This window comes from Frigidibacter sp. MR17.24 (genome assembly GCF_037095655.1).
GTDB lineage: Bacteria > Pseudomonadota > Alphaproteobacteria > Rhodobacterales > Rhodobacteraceae > Frigidibacter.
Genome location: NZ_JBAWKE010000002.1, coordinates 273,198 through 297,815 on the forward strand (window position 1 = coordinate 273,198; position 24,618 = coordinate 297,815).

Sequence of the window (24,618 nt, forward strand, 5' to 3'; positions counted from 1 at the left end):
CCGCGCACTGCGCGGGGCCTTTCGTTTTTCAAAGGACCTGTCCGGTCGGCCGCGTCAGTCGCGGCTTTCCGGGGTGTCGACAAGGCCGAAGGCGTCTTCGTCCATCGCGTAATCCTCAACCGGGGCGGCGAGGGCCGCGGCGGCTTCCGCCTCGGCACGACGCTGGTCGATGACCTTCTGGTCGCGATCGGTCGCGATCTTGCGAACGCGGCTGGTCGCGCCACCGGTCCCGGCCGGGATCAGCCGGCCGACGATGACGTTCTCCTTCAGGCCGACCAGACGGTCGCGCTTGCCCTGGACCGAAGCCTCGGTCAGCACGCGGGTCGTCTCCTGGAACGAGGCGGCCGAGATGAACGAGCGCGTCTGCAGCGAGGCCTTGGTGATCCCGAGCAGCACCGGCTCGCCCGTCGCGGGGCGGCCGCCGCGGGCTTCGACCTTCGCATTCTCCTCGTCGAATTCCGACTTGTCGATATGCTCGCCCTTCAGGAGCGTGGTCTCGCCCGAGTCGAGGATCTCGATCTTCTGCAGCATCTGCCGCACGATCACCTCGATGTGCTTGTCGTTGATCTTCACGCCCTGCAGCCGGTACACGTCCTGCACTTCGTCGATCAGGTAGTCGGCCAGCGCCTCGATCCCCATGATCCGCAGGATGTCGTGCGGAGCCGGGTTGCCGTCCATGATGTAGTCACCCTTCTGCACGAAGTCGCCTTCCTGCACCGGGATGTGCTTGCCTTTCGGCACCATGTACTCGACGGGCTCGAGGCCCTCCTGCGTCGGTTCGATCGCGATCCGGCGCTTGTTCTTGTAGTCCTTGCCGAAGCGCACGTAGCCGTCCAGCTCGGCGATGATCGCGTGGTCCTTCGGACGACGGGCCTCGAACAGTTCCGCCACGCGGGGAAGACCCCCGGTGATGTCCTTGGTCCGGGCGCCTTCGCGCGGGATACGCGCCACCACGTCGCCGGCCTTCACGTCCTGACCGTCTTCGACCGACAGGATGGCGTCGACCGACATCGGGTACGAGATCGGGTTGCCCTGGTCGTTGCGCAGCGGCTCGCCCGATTCCGGATCCATCAGGATGATTTCCGGCTTCAGGTCGTTGCCCTTCGGCGCGGTCCGCCAGTCGACGACGATCTTCTGGGTCATGCCCGTGGCTTCGTCGGTCTCGTCGCGCACGGCGATGCCCGAGATCAGGTCCACGAACTTCGCCACGCCCGCCTTCTCGGCGATGATCGGCAGGGTGTAGGGGTCCCATTCGAACAGCTTGGCGCCGCGCTTGACCGTCTGGCCTTCCTTGACGAAGACCTTGGTGCCGTAGCCGACCTTGTGGCTCGCGCGTTCCTGGCCGACCTCGTCCACGATCACGACCTGCATGTTCCGGCCCATGACGATCTGGTCGCCGTTGGCGGCTTCCAGAAGGTTCGGGTTGCGGAACTCGATCTTGCCCTCTTGGCTCGCTTCAAGGAACGACTGCTGGCCGCCCTGGGCGATGCCGCCGATGTGGAAGGTCCGCATCGTCAGCTGGGTGCCCGGCTCGCCGATCGACTGCGCCGCGATGATGCCCACCGCTTCGCCCTGGTTGACCAGCGTGCCGCGTGCAAGGTCGCGGCCATAGCACATGGCGCAGACGCCCTCTTCGGCTTCGCAGGTCAGCGCCGAGCGGATGCGCACGGACGCGACGCCGGCGGCTTCCACCGCATCGGCCTTGCGCTCGTCGATCAGCTCGTTCTTGCGCACCAGCACCTCGTCGGTGCCCGGAACCATGACGTCATCGGCCGAGACGCGGCCGAGGATGCGTTCCGACAGCGGCGAGACGACTTCACCGTCGTTGACCGCGGCCGAGGCCGTGATCGCCCGCTCGGTGCCGCAGTCGTGCATGCGGATGATGCAGTCCTGCGCCACGTCGACGAGACGACGGGTGAGGTAGCCCGAGTTCGCGGTCTTCAGCGCGGTATCCGCGAGGCCCTTCCGGGCGCCGTGGGTCGAGTTGAAGTATTCGAGAACGGTCAGGCCTTCCTTGAAGTTCGAGATGATCGGCGTCTCGATGATCTCGCCCGACGGCTTGGCCATGAGGCCGCGCATGCCGCCCAGCTGCTTCATCTGCGCCGGCGAACCCCGCGCCCCCGAGTGGGACATCATGTAGACCGAGTTGGGTTCCATCTCGGCCCCGGCATCGTCCTTACGGACCGCCGAGATCTCCTTCATCATCTCGGCCGCGACCGCGTCCGAGCATTTCGACCAGGCGTCGACGACCTTGTTGTACTTTTCGCCCTGGGTGATCAGGCCGTCCATGTACTGCTGTTCGAATTCCTTCACCTGGTCGCGGACGTCGTTGACGATCGTCCACTTGGTGTCCGGAATGACCATGTCGTCCTTGCCGAACGAGATGCCGGCGCGGAACGCCTCGCGGAAGCCGAGCGCCATGATCTGGTCGCAGAAGATGACCGACTCCTTCTGGCCGCAGTAGCGGTAGACGGTGTCGATGACGTTCTGCACGTCCTTCTTCCGAAGAAGGCGGTTCACCAGTTCGAACGGGGCTTTCGCGTTCAGCGGCAGCAGCGCGCCAAGGCGCACCCGGCCCGGGGTGGTCTCGAAGCGCATGACCACTTCGTTGCCTTCCGAGTCGATCTGCTTCACCCGCGCGGTGATCTTCGTGTGAAGATGCACGACACCGGCGTTGAGCGCGTGTTCCACTTCCTCGACCGAGCCGAAGAACATCCCCTCGCCGGGCATGCCGTCACGCGCCATCGAGGTGTAGTAGAGACCCAGCACCATGTCCTGCGACGGAACGATGATCGGCGCGCCGTTGGCGGGCGACAGAACGTTGTTCGTCGACATCATCAGCACGCGCGCTTCCAGCTGCGCTTCCAGCGACAGCGGAACGTGCACGGCCATCTGGTCGCCGTCGAAGTCGGCGTTGAAGGCCGAGCAGACCAGCGGGTGCAGCTGGATCGCCTTGCCTTCGATCAGCGTCGGTTCGAAGGCCTGGATGCCCAGACGGTGCAGCGTCGGCGCACGGTTCAGCAGGACCGGGTGTTCGCGGATGACCTCATCCAGGATGTCCCAGACCTCGGGGCGCTCTTTCTCGACCAGCTTCTTCGCCTGCTTCACGGTGCTCGAAAGCCCTTTGGCCTCGAGACGCGAGTAGATGAACGGCTTGAACAGCTCGAGCGCCATCTTCTTCGGCAGGCCGCACTGGTGCAGCTTCAGTTCGGGACCGGTCACGATCACCGAACGGCCCGAGAAGTCGACCCGCTTGCCCAGAAGGTTCTGACGGAAGCGGCCCTGCTTGCCCTTGAGCATGTCCGACAGCGACTTCAGCGGACGCTTGTTGGCGCCGGTGATGACGCGGCCGCGACGGCCGTTGTCGAACAGCGCGTCGACCGATTCCTGCAGCATCCGCTTTTCGTTGCGGACGATGATGTCCGGCGCGCGAAGCTCGATCAGGCGCTTCAGGCGGTTGTTGCGGTTGATCACCCGGCGGTACAGGTCGTTCAGGTCGGACGTGGCGAACCGGCCGCCATCCAGCGGGACCAGCGGGCGCAGTTCCGGCGGGATGACCGGAATGACGGTCAGCACCATCCACTCGGGCCGGTTGCCCGACTCGAGGAACGACTCGACGATCTTCAGACGCTTGATGATCTTCTTCGGCTTCAGCTCGCCCGTGGCCTCCTTGAGGTCCTCGCGCAGCTGCTCGGCGGTGGCTTCCAGATCGATGGCGGCCAGCATCTCGCGGATCGCTTCCGCACCGATGTTGGCGGTGAAGGCGTCGGCGCCGTACTGGTCCTGCGCGTCGAGGTAGTCTTCCTCGGTCAGCAGCTGCCCATAGCTCAGGTCGGTCAGACCCGGCTCGATGACGACATAGTTCTCGAAGTACAGGATCCGCTCGAGATCACGCAGCGTCATGTCGAGCATGAGGCCGATGCGGCTCGGCAGCGACTTCAGGAACCAGATGTGCGCGACGGGCGCGGCCAGTTCGATATGGCCCATGCGCTCGCGGCGCACCTTCTGCAGCGTGACTTCCACGCCGCATTTCTCGCAGACGACGCCGCGATACTTCATGCGCTTGTACTTGCCGCAGAGGCACTCGTAGTCCTTGATCGGCCCGAAGATCCGGGCGCAGAACAGGCCGTCGCGCTCGGGCTTGAACGTCCGGTAGTTGATCGTCTCGGGCTTTTTGATCTCGCCGTAGGACCACGACAGGATCCGCTCGGGCGAAGCGAGCGAGATCTTGATCTCGTCGAACTGCTTCGGCGCCGCCAGCGGGTTGAACGGGTTGGTGGTGAGTTCCTGGTTCATAGGATCATCCCAAAAGGAGGTTGGCAGGGGGCAAGGAAGCACGCGCGGTCACGCCGGGACCGGTGAGGGCCCCGGCGGCGGGCGCGTGCCTTATTCCTCGCCCTCCGCATCCAGGAGTTCCATGTTGAGGCCGAGGCCCCGGACTTCCTTGACGAGAACGTTGAACGATTCCGGCACGCCGGCCTCGAAGTTGTCCTCGCCCTTCACGATCGACTCGTAGACCTTGGTCCGGCCCGCCACGTCGTCCGACTTCACCGTCAGCATCTCCTGCAGGGTGTAGGCGGCGCCGTAGGCTTCCAGCGCCCAGACCTCCATCTCCCCGAAGCGCTGACCGCCGAACTGCGCCTTGCCGCCCAGCGGCTGCTGGGTGACGAGCGAGTACGGGCCCGTCGACCGCGCGTGGATCTTGTCGTCGACAAGGTGGTGCAGCTTCAGCAGGTACTTCATCCCCACCGTCACCTTCCGCGCGAACTGCTCGCCGGTGCGGCCGTCGAACAGAACGGACTGGCCGCTCTCGTCGAAGCCGGCGCGGCGCAGCGCGTCGTTCACGTCGGGTTCCTTGGCGCCGTCGAAGACCGGGGTCGCGATCGGCACGCCCTTGCGCACGGCAGCCGCGCGCTCGAGCATGTCGTCGTCGCCCATCTCGGCGAAGGCTTCCTCGTAGACGTCGTCACCATAGCCGTGGCGCAGCGCATCGCGGACCGGGGTCAGGTCGCCGTTGCGCTTGTAGCCTTCCAGCGCCTCGTCGATCCGGATGCCGAGGCCGCGCGCGGCCCAGCCCATGTGGGTCTCAAGGATCTGGCCGACGTTCATCCGCGACGGCACGCCCAGCGGGTTGAGGCACATGTCGACCGTGGTGCCGTCCGCAAGGAACGGCATGTCTTCCACCGGCACCACGCGCGAGACGACGCCCTTGTTGCCGTGACGGCCGGCCATCTTGTCGCCCGGCTGCAGCTTGCGCTTCACCGCGACGAACACCTTGACCGACTTCATCACGCCCGGAGGCAGATCGTCGCCGCGGCGGACCTTCTCGACCTTGTCCTCGAACCGGTGATCGAGGGCGCGTTTCTGCACCTCGAACTGGCCGTTCAGGGCCTCGACCTGCTGCGCGTCGAGCTCTTCGCCCAGCGCGAGCTGCCACCACTGGCCACGCGACAGCGTCTCCAGCAGCTCTTCGGTGATCTCGGTGCCGGCCTTGATGCCCTTCGGACCCTTCACCGCGGTCTTGCCGAGGATCATGCCCTTCAGACGCGCGTAGATGTTGCGCTCGAGGATCGTCAGCTCGTCGTCCCGGTCACGGGCCAGACGTTCGACTTCCTCGCGCTCGATCTGCAGCGCACGCTCGTCCTTGTCGACGCCGTGACGGTTGAAGACCCGCACTTCCACGACGGTGCCGTAGTCGCCCGGGGGCAGACGCAGCGAGGTGTCGCGCACGTCCGAGGCCTTTTCGCCGAAGATGGCGCGCAGAAGCTTTTCTTCCGGCGTCATCGGGCTTTCGCCCTTCGGGGTGATCTTGCCGACGAGGATGTCGCCCGGACCCACTTCCGCACCGATGTAGACGATGCCGGCCTCGTCGAGGTTGCGCAGGGCTTCCTCGCCGACGTTCGGGATGTCGCGGGTGATCTCTTCCGGACCGAGCTTGGTGTCGCGGGCCGAGACCTCGTATTCCTCGATGTGGATCGAGGTGAACACGTCGTCCTTGACGATGCGTTCCGAGATCAGGATCGAGTCCTCGTAGTTGTAGCCGTTCCACGGCATGAAGGCGACGCAGACGTTCTTGCCGAGCGCCAGTTCCCCCATGTCGGTCGACGGACCGTCGGCGATCACCTCGCCCTTGCCGATCTTGTCACCCACCTTCACCAGAGGCTTCTGGTTGATGCAGGTGTTCTGGTTCGAGCGCTGGAACTTGCGCAGACGGTAGATGTCCACGCCGGCATCGCCGATCTCCAGGTCTTCGGTCGCGCGGATAACGATCCGGGTGGCATCCACCTGGTCGATGATGCCGCCACGGCGCGCCATGATCGCGGCGCCCGAGTCGCGGGCGACGATCGCCTCGATCCCGGTGCCGACATACGGCGCATCGGCCTGCAGCAGCGGAACCGCCTGACGCTGCATGTTCGAGCCCATCAGCGCGCGGTTGGCGTCGTCGTTTTCCAGGAACGGAATGAGCGAGGCCGCGACCGACACCAGCTGCTTCGGCGAGACGTCGATCAGGTCGACGGCTTCCGGCGGGTTGAGCATGAATTCGCCGCCCTGGCGGGTCGAGATCAGGTCCGAAACGAACTTGCCCTCGGCGTCAAGCTGCGCGTTGGCCTGCGCCACGGTGTGACGCATCTCTTCGGTCGCCGACATGTACTGCACGTCATCGGTGACCTGGCTGTCCACCACGCGGCGGTAGGGGGTCTCGATGAAGCCGTACTTGTTGACGCGCGCGAAGGTGGCGAGCGAGTTGATCAGGCCGATGTTCGGGCCTTCCGGCGTCTCGATCGGGCACATCCGGCCGTAGTGGGTCGGGTGGACGTCGCGGACCTCGAAGCCGGCGCGCTCGCGGGTCAGACCGCCCGGGCCAAGCGCCGAAAGGCGACGCTTGTGCGTGACTTCCGACAGCGGGTTCGTCTGGTCCATGAACTGCGACAGCTGCGACGAGCCGAAGAATTCACGCACCGCGGCGGCGGCCGGTTTCGCGTTGATCAGGTCCTGCGGCATCACCGTGTCGATCTCGACCGAGGACATGCGTTCCTTGATCGCGCGCTCCATCCGCAGCAGCCCGACGCGGTACTGGTTCTCCATCAGCTCGCCGACCGAGCGCACCCGGCGGTTGCCGAGGTGGTCGATGTCGTCGATCTCGCCCTTGCCGTCGCGCAGCTCGACCAGCGCCTTGATGCAGCTGATGATGTCGGCCTTGCGCAGCGTGCGCTGGGTGTCCGGCGCATCGAGGTCGAGGCGCATGTTCATCTTCACCCGGCCCACGGCCGACAGGTCGTAGCGCTCGCTGTCGAAGAACAGGCTGTCGAACAGGGTCGAGGCGGCCTCGATGGTCGGCGGCTCGCCGGGGCGCATGACGCGGTAGATGTCCATGAGCGCGCCGTCGCGGCCCATGTTCTTGTCCGCGGCCATGGTGTTGCGGATGTAGGGACCGACGTTGACGTTGTCGATGTCCAGCACCGGGATGTCGGTGACGCCGTTGTCCAGCAGCACCTTGACCGTGCCCCCGGTCATCTCGCCGTCGCGGTCGTAGGTCGCGGTCAGCTCGTCGCCGGCCTCGACATAGATCGCGCCGGTGTCCTCGTTGATGATGTCCTTGGCGACGTAGCGGCCCATGATGTGGTCGAAGGGCACCAGCAGCTCGGTGACCTTGGCCTCGTCGATCAGCTTCTTGACCATGCGCGGCGTCATCTTGTCGCCGGCCTTGCAGATGATCTCGCCGGTGGCGGCATCGACAAGGTCATAGGCCGGGCGGGTGCCGCGCACGCGCTCGGGGAAGAACTTGGTCACCCAGCCGCGGTTCTTCATGTGCTTGAAGGACACGGTCTTGTAGTAGGCATCCATGATGCCTTCCTGGTCCAGGCCCAGGGCATAGAGCAGCGTCGTCACCGGCAGCTTCCGGCGGCGGTCGATGCGCGCGAAGACGATGTCCTTGGCGTCGAACTCGAAGTCCAGCCACGAGCCGCGGTAGGGAATGATGCGGCAGGCGAACAGCAGCTTGCCCGACGAGTGGGTCTTGCCCTTGTCGTGGTCGAAGAACACGCCCGGCGAGCGGTGCATCTGCGACACGATCACGCGCTCGGTGCCGTTCACGATGAACGTGCCGTTCTGCGTCATCAGGGGCATGTCGCCCATGTAGACGTCTTGTTCCTTGATGTCCTTGACCGACTTGGCCCCGGTGTCCTCGTCGACATCGAACACGATCAGGCGCAGCGTGACCTTCAGCGGCGCGCTGTAGGTCATGTCGCGGGCCTGGCACTCCTCCACGTCGTACTTCGGCTTCTCCAGCTCGTACTTCACGAACTCGAGGATCGCGTTCTCGTTGAAGTCCTTGATCGGGAACACCGACTGGAACACGCCCTTGATGCCTTCGCCGTCGGCCGCGATCGGGCCGTCACCGGACTTCAGGAACAGGTCGTAGGACGATTTCTGGACCTCGATGAGGTTCGGCATTTCCAGGACTTCCCGGATCTTGCCGAAATACCTGCGGATGCGCTTCTGGCCAACGTAGCTCTGAGCCATGCTCGTCGTCACCTTTCGTCATTCTCTGTCGCGCCAGTCCGTCGGGGCCACGGATCTGTCGCCGAATGAAGGGGGGGAGGGTCCAATTCCCGCGATCCGTCCCACCGGACCGCACCCGAACCCTGCGCCGCACCTTGGGAAAGACCCGTGCCAGGTCCTTGCCAAGGGGCGTCCCGTCGTCCCGTCTCACCATCCCGGGGACCCCGGAACGGACGTGGCCGGGCCCGGGAAACCCCGGACCCAGCCCTGTCTTCAGAAGATCGGATGCGGACGCATCCGGCCCGATTACTTGAGCTCGACCTTGGCGCCGGCTTCTTCGAGCTTCTTCTTGATCTCTTCGGCTTCGGTCTTCGGAGCAGCTTCCTTGACCTTGCCGCCGGCTTCGACCAGGTCCTTGGCTTCTTTCAGGCCCAGACCGGTGATGCCGCGAACTTCCTTGATCACGTTGATCTTGTTCGCACCGGCTTCGACGAGGACGACGTCGAATTCGGTTTTCTCTTCCTCGGCAGCAGCCGGGCCAGCAGCCGGGCCGGCCATCATGACGGCGCCGCCGGCGGCGGGCTCGATGCCGTACTCGTCCTTGAGGATGGTTTTCAGTTCTTGCGCCTGGAGCAGGGTCAGGTTGACGATTTGCTCGGCGAGGGCTTTCAGATCGGCCATTTTCATTTTCCGTTCGTTAAGATGGGGTCTGACGTCCGGGGATCAACCCGGTACAGACAATCGGTTGCTCACGCGGCTTCCCGTTCCTCGAGGGTCGAGAGAATGCCGGCGATGTTCGAAGCAGGCGCGCCGATCGCACCGGCGATGTTCGATGCCGGGGCACCGATGCAGCCAACGATCGAAGCGATGAGCTCCTCACGCGACGGCATCTGCGCCACAGCCTTCACACCGGCCGGGTCAAGCGCCGTGCCACCCATGGTGCCGCCGAGAATGACGAACTTGTCGTTCTTCTTGGCATAGGCATCCGAGACCTTCGCCGCAGCGACGGGGTCTTCGGAATAGGCGAACACGGTCATGCCCTTCAGGAGGTCACCCATGCTTGCGCCGGGCTTTCCTTCAAGGGCGATCTTGGCGAGCTTGTTCTTGGCGACGCGTACGGACCCGCCAATGGCACGCATCTCTGCGCGAAGGTCCTGCATCTGAGCAACTGTCATGCCTTCGTAGTGGGCAACCACCACGACGCCAGAGCTTTCGAAGATCTGGCCGAGTTCCTCGACCACTTTCTCTTTCTGGGCTCTATCCACAGTTTTCTCCAAGGTTGGGGGTTTCCCCCCGGCTCAATTGCACCGCCGATATTCTGGCGGCGTTCGGGTCCGTGAGGGTCCCGAGGCCAGATCACCCGAGGAAAGTCCCCGGTCAGATTGTCTCGTTCCCCATCTCAGGAAGGCGATTATTAAGGGCGCGTTAACGCCCACCCTCCGTCTCGGACAGGACAGGGCGGTCACCTTGCGGGCCGCCCCGCCATTCGCCGGGCGAACCCGGCAAATTCGTCACTCTCAGGCGGTCGCCGTCGAGGTCAGGTCGAGCGACACGCCCGGGCCCATGGTCGAGGAGACCGACACCTTCTTGACGTAGGTGCCCTTGGCCCCGGCCGGCTTGGCGCGGGTCACGGCTTCCACGAAGGCGCGGATGTTCTCGGCCAGCTTGGCGTCGTCGAACGACACCTTGCCGACGCCGCCGTGGATCACGCCGGCTTTCTCGACCTTGAACTGGACTTCGCCGCCCTTGGCGTTGGACACGGCCTGGGCCACGTCCATCGTCACGGTGCCGACCTTGGGGTTCGGCATCAGGTTGCGCGGGCCCAGGATCTTGCCCAGACGGCCGACCAGCGGCATCATGTCCGGCGTCGCGATGCAGCGATCGAATTCGATCTTGCCCGACTGGATCGTCTCCATCAGGTCTTCCGCACCGACGATGTCGGCACCGGCGGCGGTGGCTTCGTCAGCCTTGGCGCCGCGGGCGAAGACGGCGACGCGGACGGTCTTGCCCGTGCCGTTCGGCAGGGTGACGACGCCGCGGACCATCTGGTCGGCGTGACGCGGATCGACGCCGAGGTTCATCGCGATTTCGACGGTCTCGTCGAACTTCGCGGTGGCGGCACCCTTGATCAGCTTGACGGCGTCTTCGACGGTCAGGTTCGCCTTGCCCTCGAACTGGGCGCGGGCGGCCGTGGTACGTTTACCGAGCTTGGCCATGATTACCCCTTCACCTCGATACCGATCGACTTCGCCGAGCCGAGGATGATCTTCATCGCGGCCTCGATGTCGTTCGCGCTGAGGTCCTTCATCTTGGCCTCGGCGATCTGGCGCACCTGCGCGACGGTCACGGTGCCCGCGACTTCGCGGCCCGGCTTGACCGACCCCTTCGGGCGGTTGCGCTTGCCGACCGGCTTCAGGCCCGCGGCCTTCTTCAGGAAGTACGAGGCCGGCGAGGTCTTCATCTCGAAGGTGAAGGACTTGTCGGCATAGTAGGTGATCACGGTCGGAACCGGCGAACCCTGTTCCATCTCCTGCGTGCGAGCGTTGAACTCTTTGCAGAAGGCCATGATGTTGATGCCGCGCTGACCCAGCGCGGGACCGATCGGCGGGGACGGGTTGGCTTGACCCGCCTTCACCTGCAGCTTCAGCTGCCCAACGACTTTCTTGGCCATGTGGCCTCTCCTTTTTCACCCGCCCGCGCCCGTCTCCGGGGCAGAGCTTGGTTTAGCGGTCCGGTCCGGGGCCGATGACCCCTCGCCTCCCGCGGCTCACACCTCAGGCGCCCTTGGACACCTGGGTGAATTCCAGCTCGACCGGCGTCGGCCGGCCGAAGATCGACACCGTCACCTTCAGGCGGTTCGAGGATTCGTCGACCTCTTCCACCATGCCGGTGAAGCCCTCGAACGGGCCGTCGGCAACCTTGACCTGCTCGCCGATCTCGAAGCGGATCAGGCTGCGCGGCTGCGCCTCGCCCTCTTCGACCCGGTTCAGGATCGCGTTCACCTCGGCGTCGCGCATCGGCATCGGCTTGCCCTGGGGACCCAGGAAGCCGGTGACGCGGTTGATCGAGACGATCGCGTGATAGGCACGGTCCGTCATTTCCATCCGCACGAGCACGTAGCCCGGCATGAAGCGACGCTCCGAGGTGACCTTCTTGCCGCGGCGGATCTCGATGACCTCTTCCGTCGGCACGAGGACTTCCTCGATCTCGTCGCCAAGCTCCTTCTCGGCGACGGCGGACCGGATCGCCTCGGCAACCTTCTTCTCGAAGTTCGAGAGGACGCTCACCGAATACCAACGCTTCGCCATTCCGCCTTACCCCGTCTTTCCGACCCTGTTCCGGTCGGTCCCTTTCCGCGCCGGGCACATCCCGGCCTTCCCTTCCGCGATCGCCTCCGGCCCTGCGGGTCCGCTGACCCGCCCGACCTCAAAGCAAAACGGCACGCATCTCGCGAATCGATGCGCGCCGGACCGCTGGTTGGGTTGGCGCGTCATACAGGCACCCGCCGGGGCACGCAAGCCCGCCCTGCCCCGCCACCCGCCAACCGGGGAGCGGGCCGAAGATCAGTTGAAGAGGCTGAGAACCTGGGTCAGCCCGGTGCGGATCGCGAGATCGACCAGGAAGAAGAAGACCGAGGCCAGCGTCGCCATGACCAGCACCATGACCGTGGTCAGACCGACCTCGCGGCGCGTCGGCCAGGCGATCTTGCCGACCTCGGTGCGCACCTGCTGGATGAACTGGAACGGGTTAGCCATCTTGATCCTCACGCTGCGCGGCTTGCGGCCTGCCGGCCCCTCGCGTTTCGGCTGCGGATACGCGGTCGGGCGGCGGAATTCAAGCGCGATGGCGGTGCGACACCGGGGCCGAGCGGCGGATCCGTTCGGCCAGGATGCGGTCGAACGGGTCGGGAAGGTCGTCGGGCTCCACCTTCCCGGCATAAAGCCCGCGGGTCAGCGCCCCGGCGATCCGGGCCCGCAGCGCGGGCAGCGCGAGCGGCAGAACGCCCAGCGCGGCGAAGACCGCGACGAAGGCGACGCTCTCGGGCACCAGCAGCCAGCAACCCGCGACCGCGACCAGCGCCGCGCACAGCGCGACGACCGGCAGCGCGCGCTCGATCCGCAGCTCCTGCCCCGCCAGACCGTCGGCGGTCTCGCGCCGGGCGATCGCGGCGGCGCGGCTTTCCGGCAGCATGGTCACCGCCGCCATCTCGGCATCGTGCTTCTTCACGTCGAAGCCGCGGCCGGGCAGGCTGAGCCGCCCGAAGATCCCCAGCCCCGCCACCGCCAGGAAGACGATCCCCAGCCCGGCGAAGACGAGCGAATGCTGCGCGGCCAGCACCTCGCGCACGGTGTCGAACCAGTTGCCGACATCGTCCTTCACCCGCGCTCCGGGCGTGGCGCCCTGCCAGGAGACGGCGCCCCCCATCTGCGTGCCGCCGGTCAGGGCGAACACCAGCCAGGCCCCGCCGAAGATGGCGAGCAGGCGGGCCCAGAGCGGGCCGGCGAAAAGGAATTCAAGCGTGCGCATACGACGTCTCCACACAGATCGGGACAGCCGCATGAATCACCTCAATTGGGACAAGGTGTTGGCGAATGTGAGAAAATCTGGGGAAATAAGGCACAGCCAAGGCGCAACGACAAAGGCGGCCCCATGGGCCGTCCGTCAGGTCGCATTGTCTGGCAGGGGAAGGTCAAGTGGCAGCCCGTAGGGGAGTCGAACCCCTCTTTTCAGGTTGAAAACCTGACGTCCTAACCGATAGACGAACGGGCCACTTTCACTGTCTCGCCGGCGTTTCGCTTGCCGCGTCGCTGGCGTGGGGCGGTGTTTAGGCGAGGCTGCGGTGACTCGCAAGAGCAATTTTCATCCCCGGCGACAAAAACTGCATCTTTCCAGAAAGTGACGTAAAGTCAGGCTCTTGCCGCGTCCTCCAGGCGCAGCTGCACGCGCGATCGCCCCTGCCAGCGGTTGATCTCGAGCCGGCCGGCCAGGTGAAAGCGCAGCCCGCCGTGATCGCCCAGCAGCGGGCCCAGCGGCCCCTCGAAGGCGCCGAAGCACACGGCCTCGAGCGCGGGGCCCGTCGCCTCGCCGAAGCCCAGGCGCAGGTGGCTTTCCCCCATGCGGCGGACCGACCGGATCGCCATCGACGAGAAGGCGAACCGGGGCGACGGCGCGCCCTGGCCGAAGGGCCCGGCCTTTTCCAGCTCGGTCAGCAGCTCGATCGTGCAGGCGCCGGGCATCAGCAGACCGTCGAGCCGCAGGTCGGCCGGACCCGCCTGCCCCGCGCCCTGCTTCGCCAGCAGCTCGGCCAGCCGCTCCATCGCCGGCTCGAGCCGGTCGCGCGCCACCGTCAGCCCCGCGGCCATCTTGTGGCCGCCGCCGCGGATCAGCAGCCCCTCGGCGGCGACCCGGTGGATCGAGGCGCCAAGGTCGACGCCCGAGACCGAGCGCCCCGACCCCTTGCCCTCGGCCCCGTCTAGCCCGATCACCACGGCGGGGCGGTTGGTGGCCTCCTTCAGCCGGGCGGCGACGATGCCGACGACGCCCGGGTGCCAGCCCTCGCCCGCCGCCCAGACCAGCGGCGCGTCAAGCCCGCGCGCCTCGGCCTGCGCCAGCGCCGCCTCGCGCACCCGCATCTCGATCTCGCGCCGCTCGGTGTTCAGCCGGTCGAGCCGCTCGGCCAGGGCCGCGGCCTCGTGCGGGTCCTGCGTCGCCAGAAGCCGCGCGCCGAGGTCGGCCATGCCGATGCGGCCGCCCGCGTTGATCCGCGGCCCCAGCAGGAAGCCCAGGTGATAGGCCGTGGGCTCGCTGTCCATCCGCGCGATGTCCGACAGCGCCGTGATGCCGGGGCGTTCGCGGCGGGCCATGACCTTGAGCCCCTGGCGCACCAGCGCGCGGTTGACGCCGGTCAGCGGCGCGACATCGGCCACCGTCGCCAGCGCCACCAGGTCGAGCAGCGCCATGAGGTCGGGCCCGGCGATGCCCTCGGTGCGCAGCTGCCGGTTCGCCTCGACCAGCATCAGGAAAACGACCGAGGCGGCGCAGAGATGCGCAAGATCGCCGGTCTCGTCCTGCCGGTTGGGGTTCACCACCGCGACCGCCCCGGGCAGCGTCTCGCCGCCGAGGTGGTGATCGAGCACGATGACATCGGCGCCCGTCGCCGCCGCGATCGGCTCGTGGCTGAGGGTGCCGCAGTCGACGCAGACGATCAGGCCATGGCTCGCGGCAAGCTTCTGCATCGCGGGCACGTTCGGGCCATAGCCCTCGTCGATCCGGTCGGGGATGTAGAGCGTGGCGTCGTGGCCCATCGCGCGCAGCCACACCAGCAGCAGCGCCGCCGAGGACCCGCCGTCGACGTCGTAATCGGCGAAGACGGCGATGCGTTCGCGCCCGCGCAGCGCGGCAAGAAAGCGCGCGACGGCGGGCCCCATGTCCTTCAGCCCCATCGGATCGGGCAGCAGGTCCTTCAGCCGCGGCTCGAGGAACACCGGCACGTCGATCGCGGCGATGCCGCGGCCGGCGAGGATCCGCGCGAGCGGCAGCGGCACGCGGGTGTCCTGCGCCAGCGCCTCGGCCTGGCGCTCGATCTCGGGGCTGGGGCCGACCCAGCGGCGGCCGGTGGCGGAGGCGGAGACATTGAGGAAATCGGGCATGGCGATCCTCTGCCCTGCGCCGCGGCGTTACGCAAGCGTCACGCGGGGCAAGAGGGGGCGCTGCCCCCGCCCCTGCGGGGCGCCCCCGGGATATTTGGCCCAAGGCGAAAGCCGGGCGCGCGGCCGGTCACTTCAGCGGGTTGCGGTAGATCATGCGCCGGATCGATCCGGTCTTCGAGCGCATCAGGATCGTCTCGGTGGTCAGATAGCCGGGTTCGCGCCGCACGCCCTGGACGAACGAGCCGCTGGTGACGCCGGTCGCGGCGAAGATCACGTCCGAGGTCACCAGCTCGTCCCGGGCACGGATGCGGTCGGGCTCGGCGATGCCGGCGGCGCGGGCGCGGGCGCGCTCGGCGTCGGTGCGCAGCAGAAGCCGCCCCCAGAACTGCCCGCCCATGCACTTCAGCGCCGAGGCGGCAAGCACGCCCTCGGGCGCGCCGCCGGACCCCATGTACATGTCGATGCCGGTGGTCCCGGGCTCGGCGCAGTGGATCACGCCCGCGACGTCGCCGTCGCTGATCAGCCGGATCGCGGCGCCGGTCCCGCGCAGCTCGGCGATCATGGCCTCGTGGCGCGGACGTTCGAGCACGCAGATCGTGATGTCGGCGGGGCTGCAGCCCTTCGCCGCGGCAAGCGCGGCCACGCGCCCCGCCGGCGGCATTTCCAGGCTGACGATGCCGGGCGCATAGCCGGGACCGATCGCCAGCTTGTCCATGTACACCTCGGGCGCCTGCAGCAGGGTGCCGCGCGGCGCCATCGCGATCACGCTGAGCGCGTTCGGCATGTCCTTGGCCGTCAGCGTCGTGCCCTCGAGCGGGTCGAGCGCGATGTCGACCTCGGGGCCGTCGCCGGTCCCGACCTCTTCGCCGATGCACAGCATCGCGCCGCCGTCGCGCTCGCCCTCGCCGATGACCACGACGCCGCGGATGTCGAGCAGGTTCAGCTGCGCGCGCATCGCCTCGGCGGCGGCGAGGTCGGCGGCACGCTCGTCGCCGCGACCGATGTGCTGCGCCGAGGCCTGGGCCGCGGCCTCGGACACGCGGGCAAGCCCCAGCGACAGCATGCGGTCGTTGAAATCGATGCTCGGCGCCATGGTTCCTCCTCCGCGGCCGTCCCTGACGGCACCTAACCGCGGCCGGGCAACGGGAACAAGGCCGCAGGCGCCGGCGCGACGGCGATCAGGCGGGCGCGTGGCACACGATGCAGAGCTTGTTGCCGTCCGGGTCGCGCAGATAGGCGCCGTAATAATCCGCATGGTACTGCGGGCGCAGGCCCGGCGCGCCCTCGTCGGACCCGCCATGCGCCAGCGCCGCGGCATGGGCGCGGTCGACCGTGGCGCGGTCGGGCGCGAGGAAGGCCACCATCGCGCCGTTGCCCGCGCTTGCCGGGCCGCCGTCGAAGGGACGCATCACCACCAGAAGCGGGCGGGCATCGGCCCCCTCCCAGATCAGCCAGCGGTCGTCGGCGCGGCGCGGGCGCAGGCCCAGGATCGCCGCGACCGGCCCCCAGAAGGCCCGGGCGCGGTCGATGTCGCCGGTGCCGAGGGTGACATGGCTGAACATGCCGGGGTCACACCTGCTCGATGCGCAGCGCCACGGGACGGCCGGTGACGACGCCGGTGCCCATCACGCCCTCGCAGGCGATGGCGATCGCGTCGGGCGTCGTCTTGTGGGTCACGATCAGCACCGGGGCGGTCGTGTCCTCGTGACCATACTGGCGCATCCGGCTGATCGACACGCCGGCCTCGCCCAGCACCGCGGCGATCTTCGCCAGCGCGCCGGGCTTGTCCAGCAGCTCGAGCCGCAGGTAGTAGGCCGCGGCGCCGCCGACATTGGCCGCCACCGCCTCGACAAGGCTGGTCGCGGGCTGGCCGAAGGTCGACAGCCGCGAGCCGCGCGCGATCTCGATCACGTCGGCCATCACCGCCGAGGCCGTCGGCCCCTCGCCCGCGCCGGGGCCGCGCAGCACCACCTGGCCGACGCTGTCGCCTTCCAGCACGACCATGTTGGTGCCGCCCTGCAGCTGCCCGAGCGGGCTGTCGGCCGGCACGAGGCAGGGCGACATCCGCTGTTCCAGCCCGCGGCCGGTCTGCTGCGCCACGCCCAGAAGCTTGATGCGGTAGCCCATGTCGCCCGCGCGGCGGATGTCGTCAATCGAGATGCGGTCGATGCCTTCCAGCTGCACCTTGTCGAAGGCGACCTTGGTGCCGAAGGCGATCGCGGCCAACAGGCTCAGCTTGTGGCCGGCGTCGATGCCGCCGATGTCGAGCGTCGGGTCGGCCTCGAGATAGCCCAGCGCCCGGGCTTCCTCGAACACGGTCTCATAGGGCAGGCCCGCGCTTTCCATCCGGGTCAGAATGTAGTTGCAGGTGCCGTTCATCACGCCCATCACCCGGGTGATGCGGTTGGCGGCAAGCCCCTCGGTCAGGGCCTTGATCACCGGGATGCCACCGGCGACCGCGGCTTCGAACCGGATCACCGCGCCCGCGGCCTCGGCCGCCTCGGCAAGCGCCTGGCCGCTGTGGGCGAGCAGCGCCTTGTTGGCGCTGACCACGTCGTGGCCGGCGGCGAGCGCGGCCTCGGTCGCGGCCTTGGCGGGGCCATCATGGCCGCCCATCACCTCGACGAAGACGTCGATGTCGGGGCGGCGGGCCAGCGCGACCGGATCGGTCTCCCAGGCATAGGCCGACAGGTCGGCGCCGCGGTCCTTGCCCGCGTCGCGCGCCGAGACGGCGGTGATCTGCACGGGGCGGCCGGCCCGCTTGGCGATCATCTCGGCATGGCGCTGGACGATCTTGACCACGCCGATGCCCACGGTGCCGAGACCGGCGATGCCGAGGCGCAGGGGTTCGGTCATGGAATGCTCCTGAAATTCTACGGACGGTGCCGCGGGACGTTGGCCGGTCTGTTAGCCTGTCGCCGGGCTTCGCGCAACGCGCGAGCCGGTGCGGCGCGCCGGCTGTGCCTAAAGTCCTTCGGACGGGTCGATGGCGCGCACCTCGTCGGCGCGGCGGCGCAGCGCCTCGGCGCGGGCAAGCTCGTCCGGGGTCGGGTTCTCGGCGGCCTTCAGCGTCTCGGTGTCGCGCAGGATCGGGCCCAGCGGCGCCAGCTCGGGCCAGGGCGCCTCGGCGACCGTCGGCAGCTTCTCGCGCGAGGTCTCGGGCCGGAAGCTGAGGCAGCCCGGCAGCAGCAGCACGAGCCCCAGCGCCGCGGCGAGGGCCGCGGAAGGACGGGAGACGGAAAGGCGCGCAGTCATGGATAAACCCGGTGGATCGGCCCGTTCGGGGCCCGGGCACCTTACGGGGCCGCCCGCGCAGCGGCAAGACGGCGGTGGGCGCAACCGGGCCGATCCGCCGACCCGGGCGTTGGCCGCCCTCCCCCGCGCGTCAGCTCGAGGCGCTGTAGGCCACCTGGGCTGCGAAGCGCGGCGCGGTGGTGATGAAATAGTCGTAGTCGATGTCGTTGATGCCGATGTTGAACACCGGGTCGTAGCCCATGTGGGTCTCGACCAGGATCAGCGTCTCGCCGGACTTGAGGTTCGGGATCCGGGCCTTCTGCGCCTGGATCGTGGTGTCGGTCTGCGTCGTGCCGCCCTTGGTATAGGACCAGTTGACGCGGTATTTCTGCGTCGTCGTGTCGTAGTAGATCGAGCTTACCGTCATCGTCGTCGCCTGCGGCGACCGGGCGACATAGTCGAAGACGTTCTTGAGCGAAGTGAGGTAGGTCGGCCCGACCGCGTTGGTCTGGCGCGAGACCATGTCGGCGACCGTGTAGGTCGCGCGCAGGTTCACCGTGTGGGTGCGGAACGCGTCGAAGAAGGTGAAGGTCATGATGTAGACGAAGATCCACGCCGGCAGGATGATCACCGCCTCGGCGGTCATCGATCCGCGCTCGGACCGGCGGAACCGGACCAGGGGACGCAGCAGGCGCAGGGCAAGGGAAGGACGCATCCTGATCGGTCTCCTATCGCGGCTCGACCACGAAGGCCGAGGTCGACACCAGCGCATAGTCCCCCTGCGCGTCCTTGCTCAGATCGAGCCCGAGACCGATCGTCGGCAGCACCGGATCGAACTTGGCGCAGGCGCGTATCAGCATCAGATCGTTCTCGCCCCCCTGGCTGAAGGAGACGGTCGGCGTGACGGTGGCGCCGCGCTCGACGCAGGTGGCGTTGCTGCTGGGCAGGGTGCCGCCGGCGGGGATGCGCGTCATCTCGATCAGGACCGAGCCGGTGCAGTTCGGGATCGCCAGGACCGAGTCGCACAGCATGGTGCGCACGTTGTCCTGGGTCACCTGGGTCCAGGTGTTCAGCCGCAGCGCCCGCACGGTGATGTCGAGGCCCCGGTCGAGCATCACCTGCCGCACCATCAGCGTGCCGGATTCGGCCGCCGAACACAGCAGCGTCAGGAACACCGGGAAGACGATGATGAATTCGATGGTCGAGTTGCCCTGCTCGTCGCGCCACTTGGCGCGGGCGCGGGCGCCCAGTCGGGTCAGCCAGCCGGTCATTGCGTGAGCCTCAGAAGACGGATCGAGTTGGCGATGCCCGCGAAGGCCGCGCCGATTTCGGAGCCCTGCGGCGCGTAGTAGTTGGATGCCGCGCTCACGCAGTCCTTCAGCGCGGCCTCGCCGTTGGCATCGGCGCCATAGGCGATCGCGAAGATCTTGGTGCCCGCGGCCTTGGCCGCATCGCAGACCTTCTTCAGCCGCGCGTCCTTCTCGACGTTGCCGACATGGTCGACGATGCTGCTGAAGAACCCGTCCGCGGTCGTGTTCGGCAGCTTGGCCGCGAAGTTGTCGGCGAAATAGGCGACGCTCCAGGTCTCCCAGACCTGCTGCCAGGTCATCGAGGTGGTTCCCGAGACGGAGGTCCAGCTTTTGGTGCTGAAGTTGTAGTACTTGTTGGACGAACGGGAGGAGTCGTACCAGTAGTAGGTGGTCGTCGTCCCCTGCCAGTTGGACGTGGTCTTGTAGACAATGTTCGACGTGCCGCTGCGGTAGTTCTTCAGCCGGAAGGTGTTGGTGTTCGAGCCGTCCGTCATCAGCACCATGATCTTCAGCGTGTTGGTGTCAGTATAGGCGATCGGGTGGTCCTTGAGCGTGGACGAGACGGTGCCGGCCGTGACCATCTTGTTCAGCGTCGGGCGGATCGCCGGATCCAGCAGCGCCAGGCCCCACTTCGCACCGATGTCGATGGCGGTGTCGCCCTCGGCGACCAGGGCGTTGATCTTGTCGATGATCGTCTGCTTGTTCTGCGAGAAGGCCAGCACCGACGCCGTCTGCGTCGTGTCATAGCCCCAGCATTCGCGGAAGTAGGGCGCGGCGTAGCCGCTGGGGTGATAGTCGCGGGTCCGCACGTCGGCATAGGCGGTGCGCGCCAGCGTCTGCGTGCCGGTGATCTGGATCGTGTTGAAGTCAGAGGCGGTGAAGTCGACGCAGGTGCCCTTCGTGTGCTCCGAGGTCAGCGTCATCTGGTTGGCCAGCGAGGTGCCGATGTTGACCTGCTCGGCGTAGGGCACGACCGAGATCATCAGCGTGCCGTCCGAGCCGCCGGCGTTCGAGACGTTCGTGAACATCGTCTTGACGAAATCGACCGCGGCCGGCTTCAGCAGCGTCAGCTTGTAGACGTACTGCCCGCTCGCGGAATCCCAGACCTTCATGGCGTCGTTGGCCATCGAGCCGGAGACGTCCAGCACCATCGAGATCTCGACCTTGCCGATCGCTTCCTGCGCCGTGGCCAGCGACGGGCCGTCCAGCGTCTCGATCCCGAAGTTGCGCATGAACCAGGTCGAGGTCGAGACGTCGACGGTGCCCACGACCTTCTTCCACTCGTTCATGCTGCCGCTGGTCTGGGTGACCTTGGGCGAGAAGCGGCTGACGCCGGCCTTCTGGAAATAGTCGTCGACGACGTCCTGCGCCGGGGTCGTGTTGCTGAGGTCCGCAGCCGCGAGCACCGCGCGGTCCAGCGTCGCCTGCGCCGTGGTGCGCTCGGCCTCGAAGTGGATCACGTCAAGCGCGATGCCGCACAGCAGGATGACGGTCGTCAGCATGATGATGCCGAAGATCAGGATGGACCCCGATTCGTCGCGCCGGAAGCCCGAGAGCCTGGCCCCGAGCCCGCGCCCACCGATTTCCTGCCCGCTTTGCATCTCGCCGTCCGGTCCTTGGCCCATGATCCGCCCCAGAAACGGCCCGATGCCGTCTTTGCCATGGAAAGCTTAAAGCGCAGTGCTGAGGCGGATTTGTGGCGGATGCGCGGCCAAACACGAACCATCCCCGGGCGCGCCGCGCACCTTTGCGAGACGGAAACCGCCGGTGGAACCGCGGGTGGGGGTGCGGGGATTGAACCCCTGCGGGGGCGCGCTTAAACCCGGCGGGGCGCGGCCCCGTCGGATCGCGCACCCGGGCCCGGGCGCTGGCCCGGCGCCGGAACGTCGATCCAAAGGGACCTCATGGCCGTCCGCCTCTATCACTTCCCGCTGTCGCCCTTCTGCCGGAAGGTCCGCCTCACGCTTGCCGAGAAGCGCATCGAGGTCGAGCTGATCGAGGAGCGCTACTGGGAGCCCTCGAACGATTTCCTGCGCCGCAACCCGGCCGGCAAGGTGCCGGTGCTGCGCTGGGACAGCCGGGTGCTGTCCGAAAGCCAGGCGATCTGCGAATGGCTGGAGGAGACCCAGCCCCAGACGCCGCTGATGCCGCGCGACAGCGACGGCCGGTTCGAGGTGCGCCGCCTCTGCGCCTGGTTCGACGACAAGTTCCAGGCCGACGTCACGTCCAAGCTGCTTTACGAGCGGGTGAACAAGAAGGTGATGGGGCTGGGCTACCCGGATTCGAAGAACGTCAAGTTCGGCGCCACCCGGATCAAGTACCATCTCGACTACATGGCCTGGCTGCTGGAGACCCGCCGCTGGCTTGCCGGCAACGAGATGACGCTCGCCGATTTCGCCGCCGCCGCGCATCTGAGCTGCCTCGACTACATCTCGGACGTGGACTGGAACCGCCAGCCGACGGTCAAGGACTGGTACGCCAAGATCAAGTCGCGGCCCTCGTTCCGGTCGATCCTGGCCGACCAGGTGCCGGGCTTCCCGCCGCCGGGGCATTATGCCGATCTCGACTTCTGAGCTGCGCGGGCGCCTCGCGGCGCGCGCGCAGGACGAGGGCTTCACCGCGATGGGCATCTGCGCGCCGGACGCGATCCCGGGCGCGGCCGAGCGGCTCGCGGCCTTCGTGGCCGAGGGACGGCACGGCCAGATGGCATGGATGGCCGAGCGCATGGCCTGGCGCGGCGACCCGGCGGCGCTCTGGCCCGAGGCGCGTTCGGTGATCATGCTGGCCGAGAGCTACGCCCCCGACCACGATCCGCGCGGGGTGCTCGCCCGCCCGGATCGCGGTGCGGTCAGCGTCTACGCGCAGGGCAAAGACTACCACGACCTGGTCAAGAAGCGGCTGAAGCGGCTGGGGCGCTGGCTGATCGACGCCGCCGGCGCGGGGACGCAGATCAAGGTCTTCGTCGATACCGCGCCGGTGATGGAAAAGCCGCTCGCCGCCGCCGCCGGGCTTGGCTGGCAGGGCAAGCACACCAATTTGCTGGGCCGCGGCTTCGGCAACTGGGTCTTTCTCGGCGCGATCTTCACCACGCTCGACCTGCCGAAGGACACCCCCGCGCGCGAGGCCTGCGGCAGCTGCACCGCCTGCCTCGACGCCTGCCCCACCGCGGCCTTCCCCGCGCCGTTCCAGCTCGATGCCCGGCGCTGCATCTCGTACCTGACGATCGAGCATCGCGGCCCGGTCGAGCCCGAGCTGCGGGCGCTGATGGGCAACCGGATCTATGGCTGCGACGATTGTCTCGCCGCCTGTCCGTGGAACAAGTTCGCCGCCGCCGCGCACGAGATCGGCTATGCCCCGCGCGAGGCCGAGCCGCCGCTTCTGGCCGAGCTTGCGGCGCTGGATGACGCGGCCTTCCGCGCCCGCTTCGCCGGCTCGCCGATCAAGCGCATCGGGCGCGACCGGATGGTGCGCAACGTGGCCTACGCGATCGGCAATTCCGGCCTGCCAGAGCTGGCCCCCGCCGTCGCCGCGCTGACCGGCGATCCCGACCCCACCGTGGCCGAGGCCGCGGCCTGGGCGCTGGCCCGGCTGACCTAGCCCCGGCGCAGCACCGCCTCGAACGCCGCGACCTGCGCGCGCAGGCCCGCCAGCGCCTCGGCATCGAGCCCGCTGCGCTCCATCAGGCAGCGCGCCGGGTCGCCCGCCCGCGCCGCAAGCGCCCTGCCCCGCTCGCTCAGGGTGATGCGCACCTGCCGCTCGTCCTGCGGATCGCGGGCGCGGCTCACCAGCCCCGCCGCCTCCATCCGCTTCAGCAGCGGCGTCAGCGTGTTCGATTCCAGCCGCAGCGCCTGCCCCAGCGACGAGACGGTCCGCCCGTCGCGCTCCCACAGCGCGGTCATCACCAGGAACTGCGGATAGGTCAGACCCATCTCGTCCAGCACCGGCTTGTAAAGCTGCTGCACCGCGTGGGCCGCGGAGTAGAGCGCGAAGCACAGCATGCCATCCAGCGGCAGCGGGGGATCGGGGTCGATCTGCATGAAACTAAAATAAATCGTGCGCGATACGATCGCAAGAGATTGACTCGCAGCTCGCGACAGCCCTATCAATCGCACACGATCAAATCGCTTGCGATAGGAAAGGCGACCCAGATGTCCTTCACGCCCCTCTACACCACCCGCGCCCATGTCACCGGCGGCCGCGACGGCCGCGGCGAGACCGCCGACGGCAAGCTGTCGGTCAAGCTGAACCCGCCGAAGGAACTGGGCGGCGCGGGCGAAGGCACCAATCCCGAGCAGCTTTTCGCGGTGGGCTACGCGGCGTGCTTCCTCAGCGCGCTGAAGCTGGTCGCCGGCCAGCAGAAGATCGCCCTTCCCGCCGAAACCGCGATCGACCCCGAGGTCTCGATCGGCAAGCGTGACGACGGCGGCTTCCAGCTGTCGATCGACCTGGCCGTGTCGCTGCCCGGCATCGCGGCGGCCGAGGCCGAAGACCTGTTCACCCGCACCCACGCGATCTGCCCCTACAGCCATGCGGTGAAGGGCAACATCGCGGTCACGACGCGTCTGGCCTGACGCCGGACCCGGTCCGACCTGGCCGGATGCCGCGCGCGCAATGCCGCGGCGCAGGGCGACCCGGTGGGAATCGGGGCGCCCTGCCCCTATGCTGGGGTGGCCCGTGGAGGAGCGGGCGCAACCCGGAAGGAGGCCCGACATGAGCCGACATCTCGCCGACAAACGCCGCCCCAGCGACGGCGGCCGCACCCGACGCTTCGCCGACAGCGAGCGGCGCGCGGGTGCCGAAGGCGACCACCCGGCGGTCAAGGCCAAGCTGCGCGAGCCGAAGCTGCTTGCCGGCGGCAGCCGCCGCCTGAAGGAATTCCTGCGCATCGAGCGCGGCCAGACCGTCTGATCCGCCCCGGCTCT

22 protein-coding genes and 1 tRNA gene are annotated in these 24,618 nt (G+C 67.7%); 4 read left to right on the plus strand and 19 right to left on the minus strand.

Annotation, left to right across the window (positions count from 1 at the left end; translation table 11 throughout):
• Nucleotides 1-54: 54 nt before the first annotated feature.
• The 18 genes from rpoC to V8J39_RS08605 all read right to left on the minus strand — a co-directional run bounded on the left by rpoC (nt 55) and on the right by V8J39_RS08605 (nt 21,321).
• A complete protein-coding gene (rpoC, locus tag V8J39_RS08520) occupies nt 55-4,296 on the minus strand; it encodes a DNA-directed RNA polymerase subunit beta' (protein ID WP_336460465.1) in 4,242 nt (1,413 codons plus the stop codon).
• Nucleotides 4,297-4,386: 90 nt separating this feature from the next.
• The gene (gene rpoB / locus V8J39_RS08525) at nt 4,387-8,523 is read right to left on the minus strand and encodes a DNA-directed RNA polymerase subunit beta (protein ID WP_336460466.1); all 4,137 of its coding nucleotides are present in this window, start codon (nt 8,521-8,523) and stop codon (nt 4,387-4,389) included.
• Between the two features lie 285 nt (nt 8,524-8,808).
• Complete coding sequence (gene rplL / locus V8J39_RS08530) at nt 8,809-9,183, minus strand: 50S ribosomal protein L7/L12 (protein WP_336460467.1); 375 nt, start codon at nt 9,181-9,183, stop codon at nt 8,809-8,811.
• A 68-nt stretch (nt 9,184-9,251) separates the two neighbouring features.
• Nucleotides 9,252-9,767 carry a 50S ribosomal protein L10 gene (gene rplJ, locus V8J39_RS08535; protein ID WP_336460468.1) on the minus strand — a complete coding sequence of 172 codons (516 nt, stop codon included), beginning with the start codon at nt 9,765-9,767 and terminating at the stop codon, nt 9,252-9,254.
• A 252-nt stretch (nt 9,768-10,019) separates the two neighbouring features.
• Entirely contained in the window at nt 10,020-10,718 is a 699-nt protein-coding gene (rplA, locus tag V8J39_RS08540; protein WP_336460469.1) for a 50S ribosomal protein L1, read from the minus strand.
• Between the two features lie 2 nt (nt 10,719-10,720).
• Entirely contained in the window at nt 10,721-11,173 is a 453-nt protein-coding gene (gene rplK / locus V8J39_RS08545) for a 50S ribosomal protein L11 (RefSeq protein WP_336460470.1), read from the minus strand.
• 103 nt (nt 11,174-11,276) lie between these two features.
• Nucleotides 11,277-11,810 carry a transcription termination/antitermination protein NusG gene (gene nusG, locus V8J39_RS08550; RefSeq protein WP_336460471.1) on the minus strand — a complete coding sequence of 178 codons (534 nt, stop codon included), beginning with the start codon at nt 11,808-11,810 and terminating at the stop codon, nt 11,277-11,279.
• A 255-nt stretch (nt 11,811-12,065) separates the two neighbouring features.
• On the minus strand, nt 12,066-12,257 hold the full coding sequence (gene secE, locus V8J39_RS08555; protein ID WP_336460472.1) for a preprotein translocase subunit SecE: 192 nt from the start codon (nt 12,255-12,257) through the stop codon (nt 12,066-12,068).
• A gap of 79 nt (nt 12,258-12,336) precedes the next feature.
• Nucleotides 12,337-13,029, minus strand: a complete 693-nt coding sequence (locus V8J39_RS08560) for a hypothetical protein (protein ID WP_336460473.1) — start codon at nt 13,027-13,029, stop codon at nt 12,337-12,339.
• A 168-nt stretch (nt 13,030-13,197) separates the two neighbouring features.
• Nucleotides 13,198-13,272, minus strand: a tRNA-Glu gene (locus V8J39_RS08565).
• 137 nt (nt 13,273-13,409) lie between these two features.
• Nucleotides 13,410-15,152 (minus strand): single-stranded-DNA-specific exonuclease RecJ, encoded by a 1,743-nt coding sequence (gene recJ, locus V8J39_RS08570; RefSeq protein ID WP_336460474.1) that lies wholly within the window; start codon nt 15,150-15,152, stop codon nt 13,410-13,412.
• A gap of 127 nt (nt 15,153-15,279) precedes the next feature.
• Nucleotides 15,280-16,245, minus strand: coding sequence for a class II fructose-bisphosphatase (gene glpX, locus V8J39_RS08575; RefSeq protein ID WP_336460475.1), 966 nt, complete (start codon nt 16,243-16,245; stop codon nt 15,280-15,282).
• 85 nt (nt 16,246-16,330) lie between these two features.
• Complete coding sequence (locus V8J39_RS08580) at nt 16,331-16,714, minus strand: VOC family protein (RefSeq protein WP_336460476.1); 384 nt, start codon at nt 16,712-16,714, stop codon at nt 16,331-16,333.
• Between the two features lie 7 nt (nt 16,715-16,721).
• Nucleotides 16,722-18,008, minus strand: a complete 1,287-nt coding sequence (locus V8J39_RS08585) for a homoserine dehydrogenase (protein WP_336460477.1) — start codon at nt 18,006-18,008, stop codon at nt 16,722-16,724.
• A gap of 108 nt (nt 18,009-18,116) precedes the next feature.
• The gene (locus tag V8J39_RS08590) at nt 18,117-18,407 is read right to left on the minus strand and encodes a hypothetical protein (RefSeq protein WP_336460478.1); all 291 of its coding nucleotides are present in this window, start codon (nt 18,405-18,407) and stop codon (nt 18,117-18,119) included.
• A gap of 130 nt (nt 18,408-18,537) precedes the next feature.
• Nucleotides 18,538-19,101, minus strand: coding sequence for a TadE/TadG family type IV pilus assembly protein (locus tag V8J39_RS08595; protein ID WP_336460479.1), 564 nt, complete (start codon nt 19,099-19,101; stop codon nt 18,538-18,540).
• Between the two features lie 13 nt (nt 19,102-19,114).
• Nucleotides 19,115-19,657 carry a TadE/TadG family type IV pilus assembly protein gene (locus V8J39_RS08600; protein ID WP_336460480.1) on the minus strand — a complete coding sequence of 181 codons (543 nt, stop codon included), beginning with the start codon at nt 19,655-19,657 and terminating at the stop codon, nt 19,115-19,117.
• The gene (locus tag V8J39_RS08605) at nt 19,654-21,321 is read right to left on the minus strand and encodes a TadE/TadG family type IV pilus assembly protein (protein WP_336460481.1); all 1,668 of its coding nucleotides are present in this window, start codon (nt 21,319-21,321) and stop codon (nt 19,654-19,656) included. The genes V8J39_RS08600 and V8J39_RS08605 overlap by 4 nt, the downstream gene beginning before the upstream one ends.
• A 279-nt stretch (nt 21,322-21,600) precedes the next feature.
• Between V8J39_RS08605 and fzlA the strand changes: the two genes are divergently transcribed.
• The gene (gene fzlA, locus V8J39_RS08610) at nt 21,601-22,269 is read left to right on the plus strand and encodes an FtsZ-binding protein FzlA (RefSeq protein WP_336460482.1); all 669 of its coding nucleotides are present in this window, start codon (nt 21,601-21,603) and stop codon (nt 22,267-22,269) included.
• Nucleotides 22,250-23,293: a tRNA epoxyqueuosine(34) reductase QueG gene (queG, locus tag V8J39_RS08615; protein ID WP_442902567.1), complete on the plus strand. Its 1,044-nt coding sequence runs from the start codon at nt 22,250-22,252 to the stop codon at nt 23,291-23,293. Before fzlA ends, queG begins: the two co-directional genes overlap by 20 nt.
• On the opposite strand, the gene V8J39_RS08620 is transcribed toward queG, so the two are convergent.
• Nucleotides 23,290-23,733, minus strand: a complete 444-nt coding sequence (locus V8J39_RS08620) for a MarR family winged helix-turn-helix transcriptional regulator (protein ID WP_336460483.1) — start codon at nt 23,731-23,733, stop codon at nt 23,290-23,292. The genes queG and V8J39_RS08620 overlap by 4 nt on opposite strands.
• Nucleotides 23,734-23,844: 111 nt before the next feature.
• On the opposite strand from V8J39_RS08620, the gene V8J39_RS08625 reads away from it, so the two are divergent.
• A complete protein-coding gene (locus V8J39_RS08625; protein ID WP_336460484.1) occupies nt 23,845-24,267 on the plus strand; it encodes an organic hydroperoxide resistance protein in 423 nt (140 codons plus the stop codon).
• Between the two features lie 139 nt (nt 24,268-24,406).
• Nucleotides 24,407-24,604, plus strand: a complete 198-nt coding sequence (locus tag V8J39_RS08630) for a hypothetical protein (protein ID WP_336460485.1) — start codon at nt 24,407-24,409, stop codon at nt 24,602-24,604.
• The last annotated feature ends 14 nt before the right edge of the window (nt 24,605-24,618 follow it).

Bases quoted from the DNA above. Each gene is read 5' to 3' on its own strand.
- V8J39_RS08560 (WP_336460473.1), bottom strand. From the start codon at position 13,029: ATGCGCACGCTTGAATTCCTTTTCGCCGGCCCGCTCTGGGCCCGCCTG.
- V8J39_RS08595 (WP_336460479.1), bottom strand. From the start codon at position 19,101: ATGCGTCCTTCCCTTGCCCTGCGCCTGCTGCGTCCCCTGGTCCGGTTC.
- V8J39_RS08580 (WP_336460476.1), bottom strand. From the start codon at position 16,714: ATGTTCAGCCATGTCACCCTCGGCACCGGCGACATCGACCGCGCCCGG.
- V8J39_RS08620 (WP_336460483.1), bottom strand. From the start codon at position 23,733: ATGCAGATCGACCCCGATCCCCCGCTGCCGCTGGATGGCATGCTGTGC.
- V8J39_RS08590 (WP_336460478.1), bottom strand. From the start codon at position 18,407: ATGACTGCGCGCCTTTCCGTCTCCCGTCCTTCCGCGGCCCTCGCCGCG.
- V8J39_RS08605 (WP_336460481.1), bottom strand. From the start codon at position 21,321: ATGGGCCAAGGACCGGACGGCGAGATGCAAAGCGGGCAGGAAATCGGT.
- rpoC (WP_336460465.1), bottom strand. From the start codon at position 4,296: ATGAACCAGGAACTCACCACCAACCCGTTCAACCCGCTGGCGGCGCCG.
- nusG (WP_336460471.1), bottom strand. From the start codon at position 11,810: ATGGCGAAGCGTTGGTATTCGGTGAGCGTCCTCTCGAACTTCGAGAAG.
- V8J39_RS08585 (WP_336460477.1), bottom strand. From the start codon at position 18,008: ATGACCGAACCCCTGCGCCTCGGCATCGCCGGTCTCGGCACCGTGGGC.
- rpoB (WP_336460466.1), bottom strand. From the start codon at position 8,523: ATGGCTCAGAGCTACGTTGGCCAGAAGCGCATCCGCAGGTATTTCGGC.
- rplA (WP_336460469.1), bottom strand. From the start codon at position 10,718: ATGGCCAAGCTCGGTAAACGTACCACGGCCGCCCGCGCCCAGTTCGAG.
- queG (WP_442902567.1), top strand. From the start codon at position 22,250: ATGCCGATCTCGACTTCTGAGCTGCGCGGGCGCCTCGCGGCGCGCGCG.
- rplL (WP_336460467.1), bottom strand. From the start codon at position 9,183: ATGGCCGATCTGAAAGCCCTCGCCGAGCAAATCGTCAACCTGACCCTG.
- V8J39_RS08625 (WP_336460484.1), top strand. From the start codon at position 23,845: ATGTCCTTCACGCCCCTCTACACCACCCGCGCCCATGTCACCGGCGGC.
- secE (WP_336460472.1), bottom strand. From the start codon at position 12,257: ATGGCTAACCCGTTCCAGTTCATCCAGCAGGTGCGCACCGAGGTCGGC.
- V8J39_RS08600 (WP_336460480.1), bottom strand. From the start codon at position 19,657: ATGACCGGCTGGCTGACCCGACTGGGCGCCCGCGCCCGCGCCAAGTGG.
- fzlA (WP_336460482.1), top strand. From the start codon at position 21,601: ATGGCCGTCCGCCTCTATCACTTCCCGCTGTCGCCCTTCTGCCGGAAG.
- glpX (WP_336460475.1), bottom strand. From the start codon at position 16,245: ATGGCGCCGAGCATCGATTTCAACGACCGCATGCTGTCGCTGGGGCTT.
- V8J39_RS08630 (WP_336460485.1), top strand. From the start codon at position 24,407: ATGAGCCGACATCTCGCCGACAAACGCCGCCCCAGCGACGGCGGCCGC.
- rplK (WP_336460470.1), bottom strand. From the start codon at position 11,173: ATGGCCAAGAAAGTCGTTGGGCAGCTGAAGCTGCAGGTGAAGGCGGGT.
- recJ (WP_336460474.1), bottom strand. From the start codon at position 15,152: ATGCCCGATTTCCTCAATGTCTCCGCCTCCGCCACCGGCCGCCGCTGG.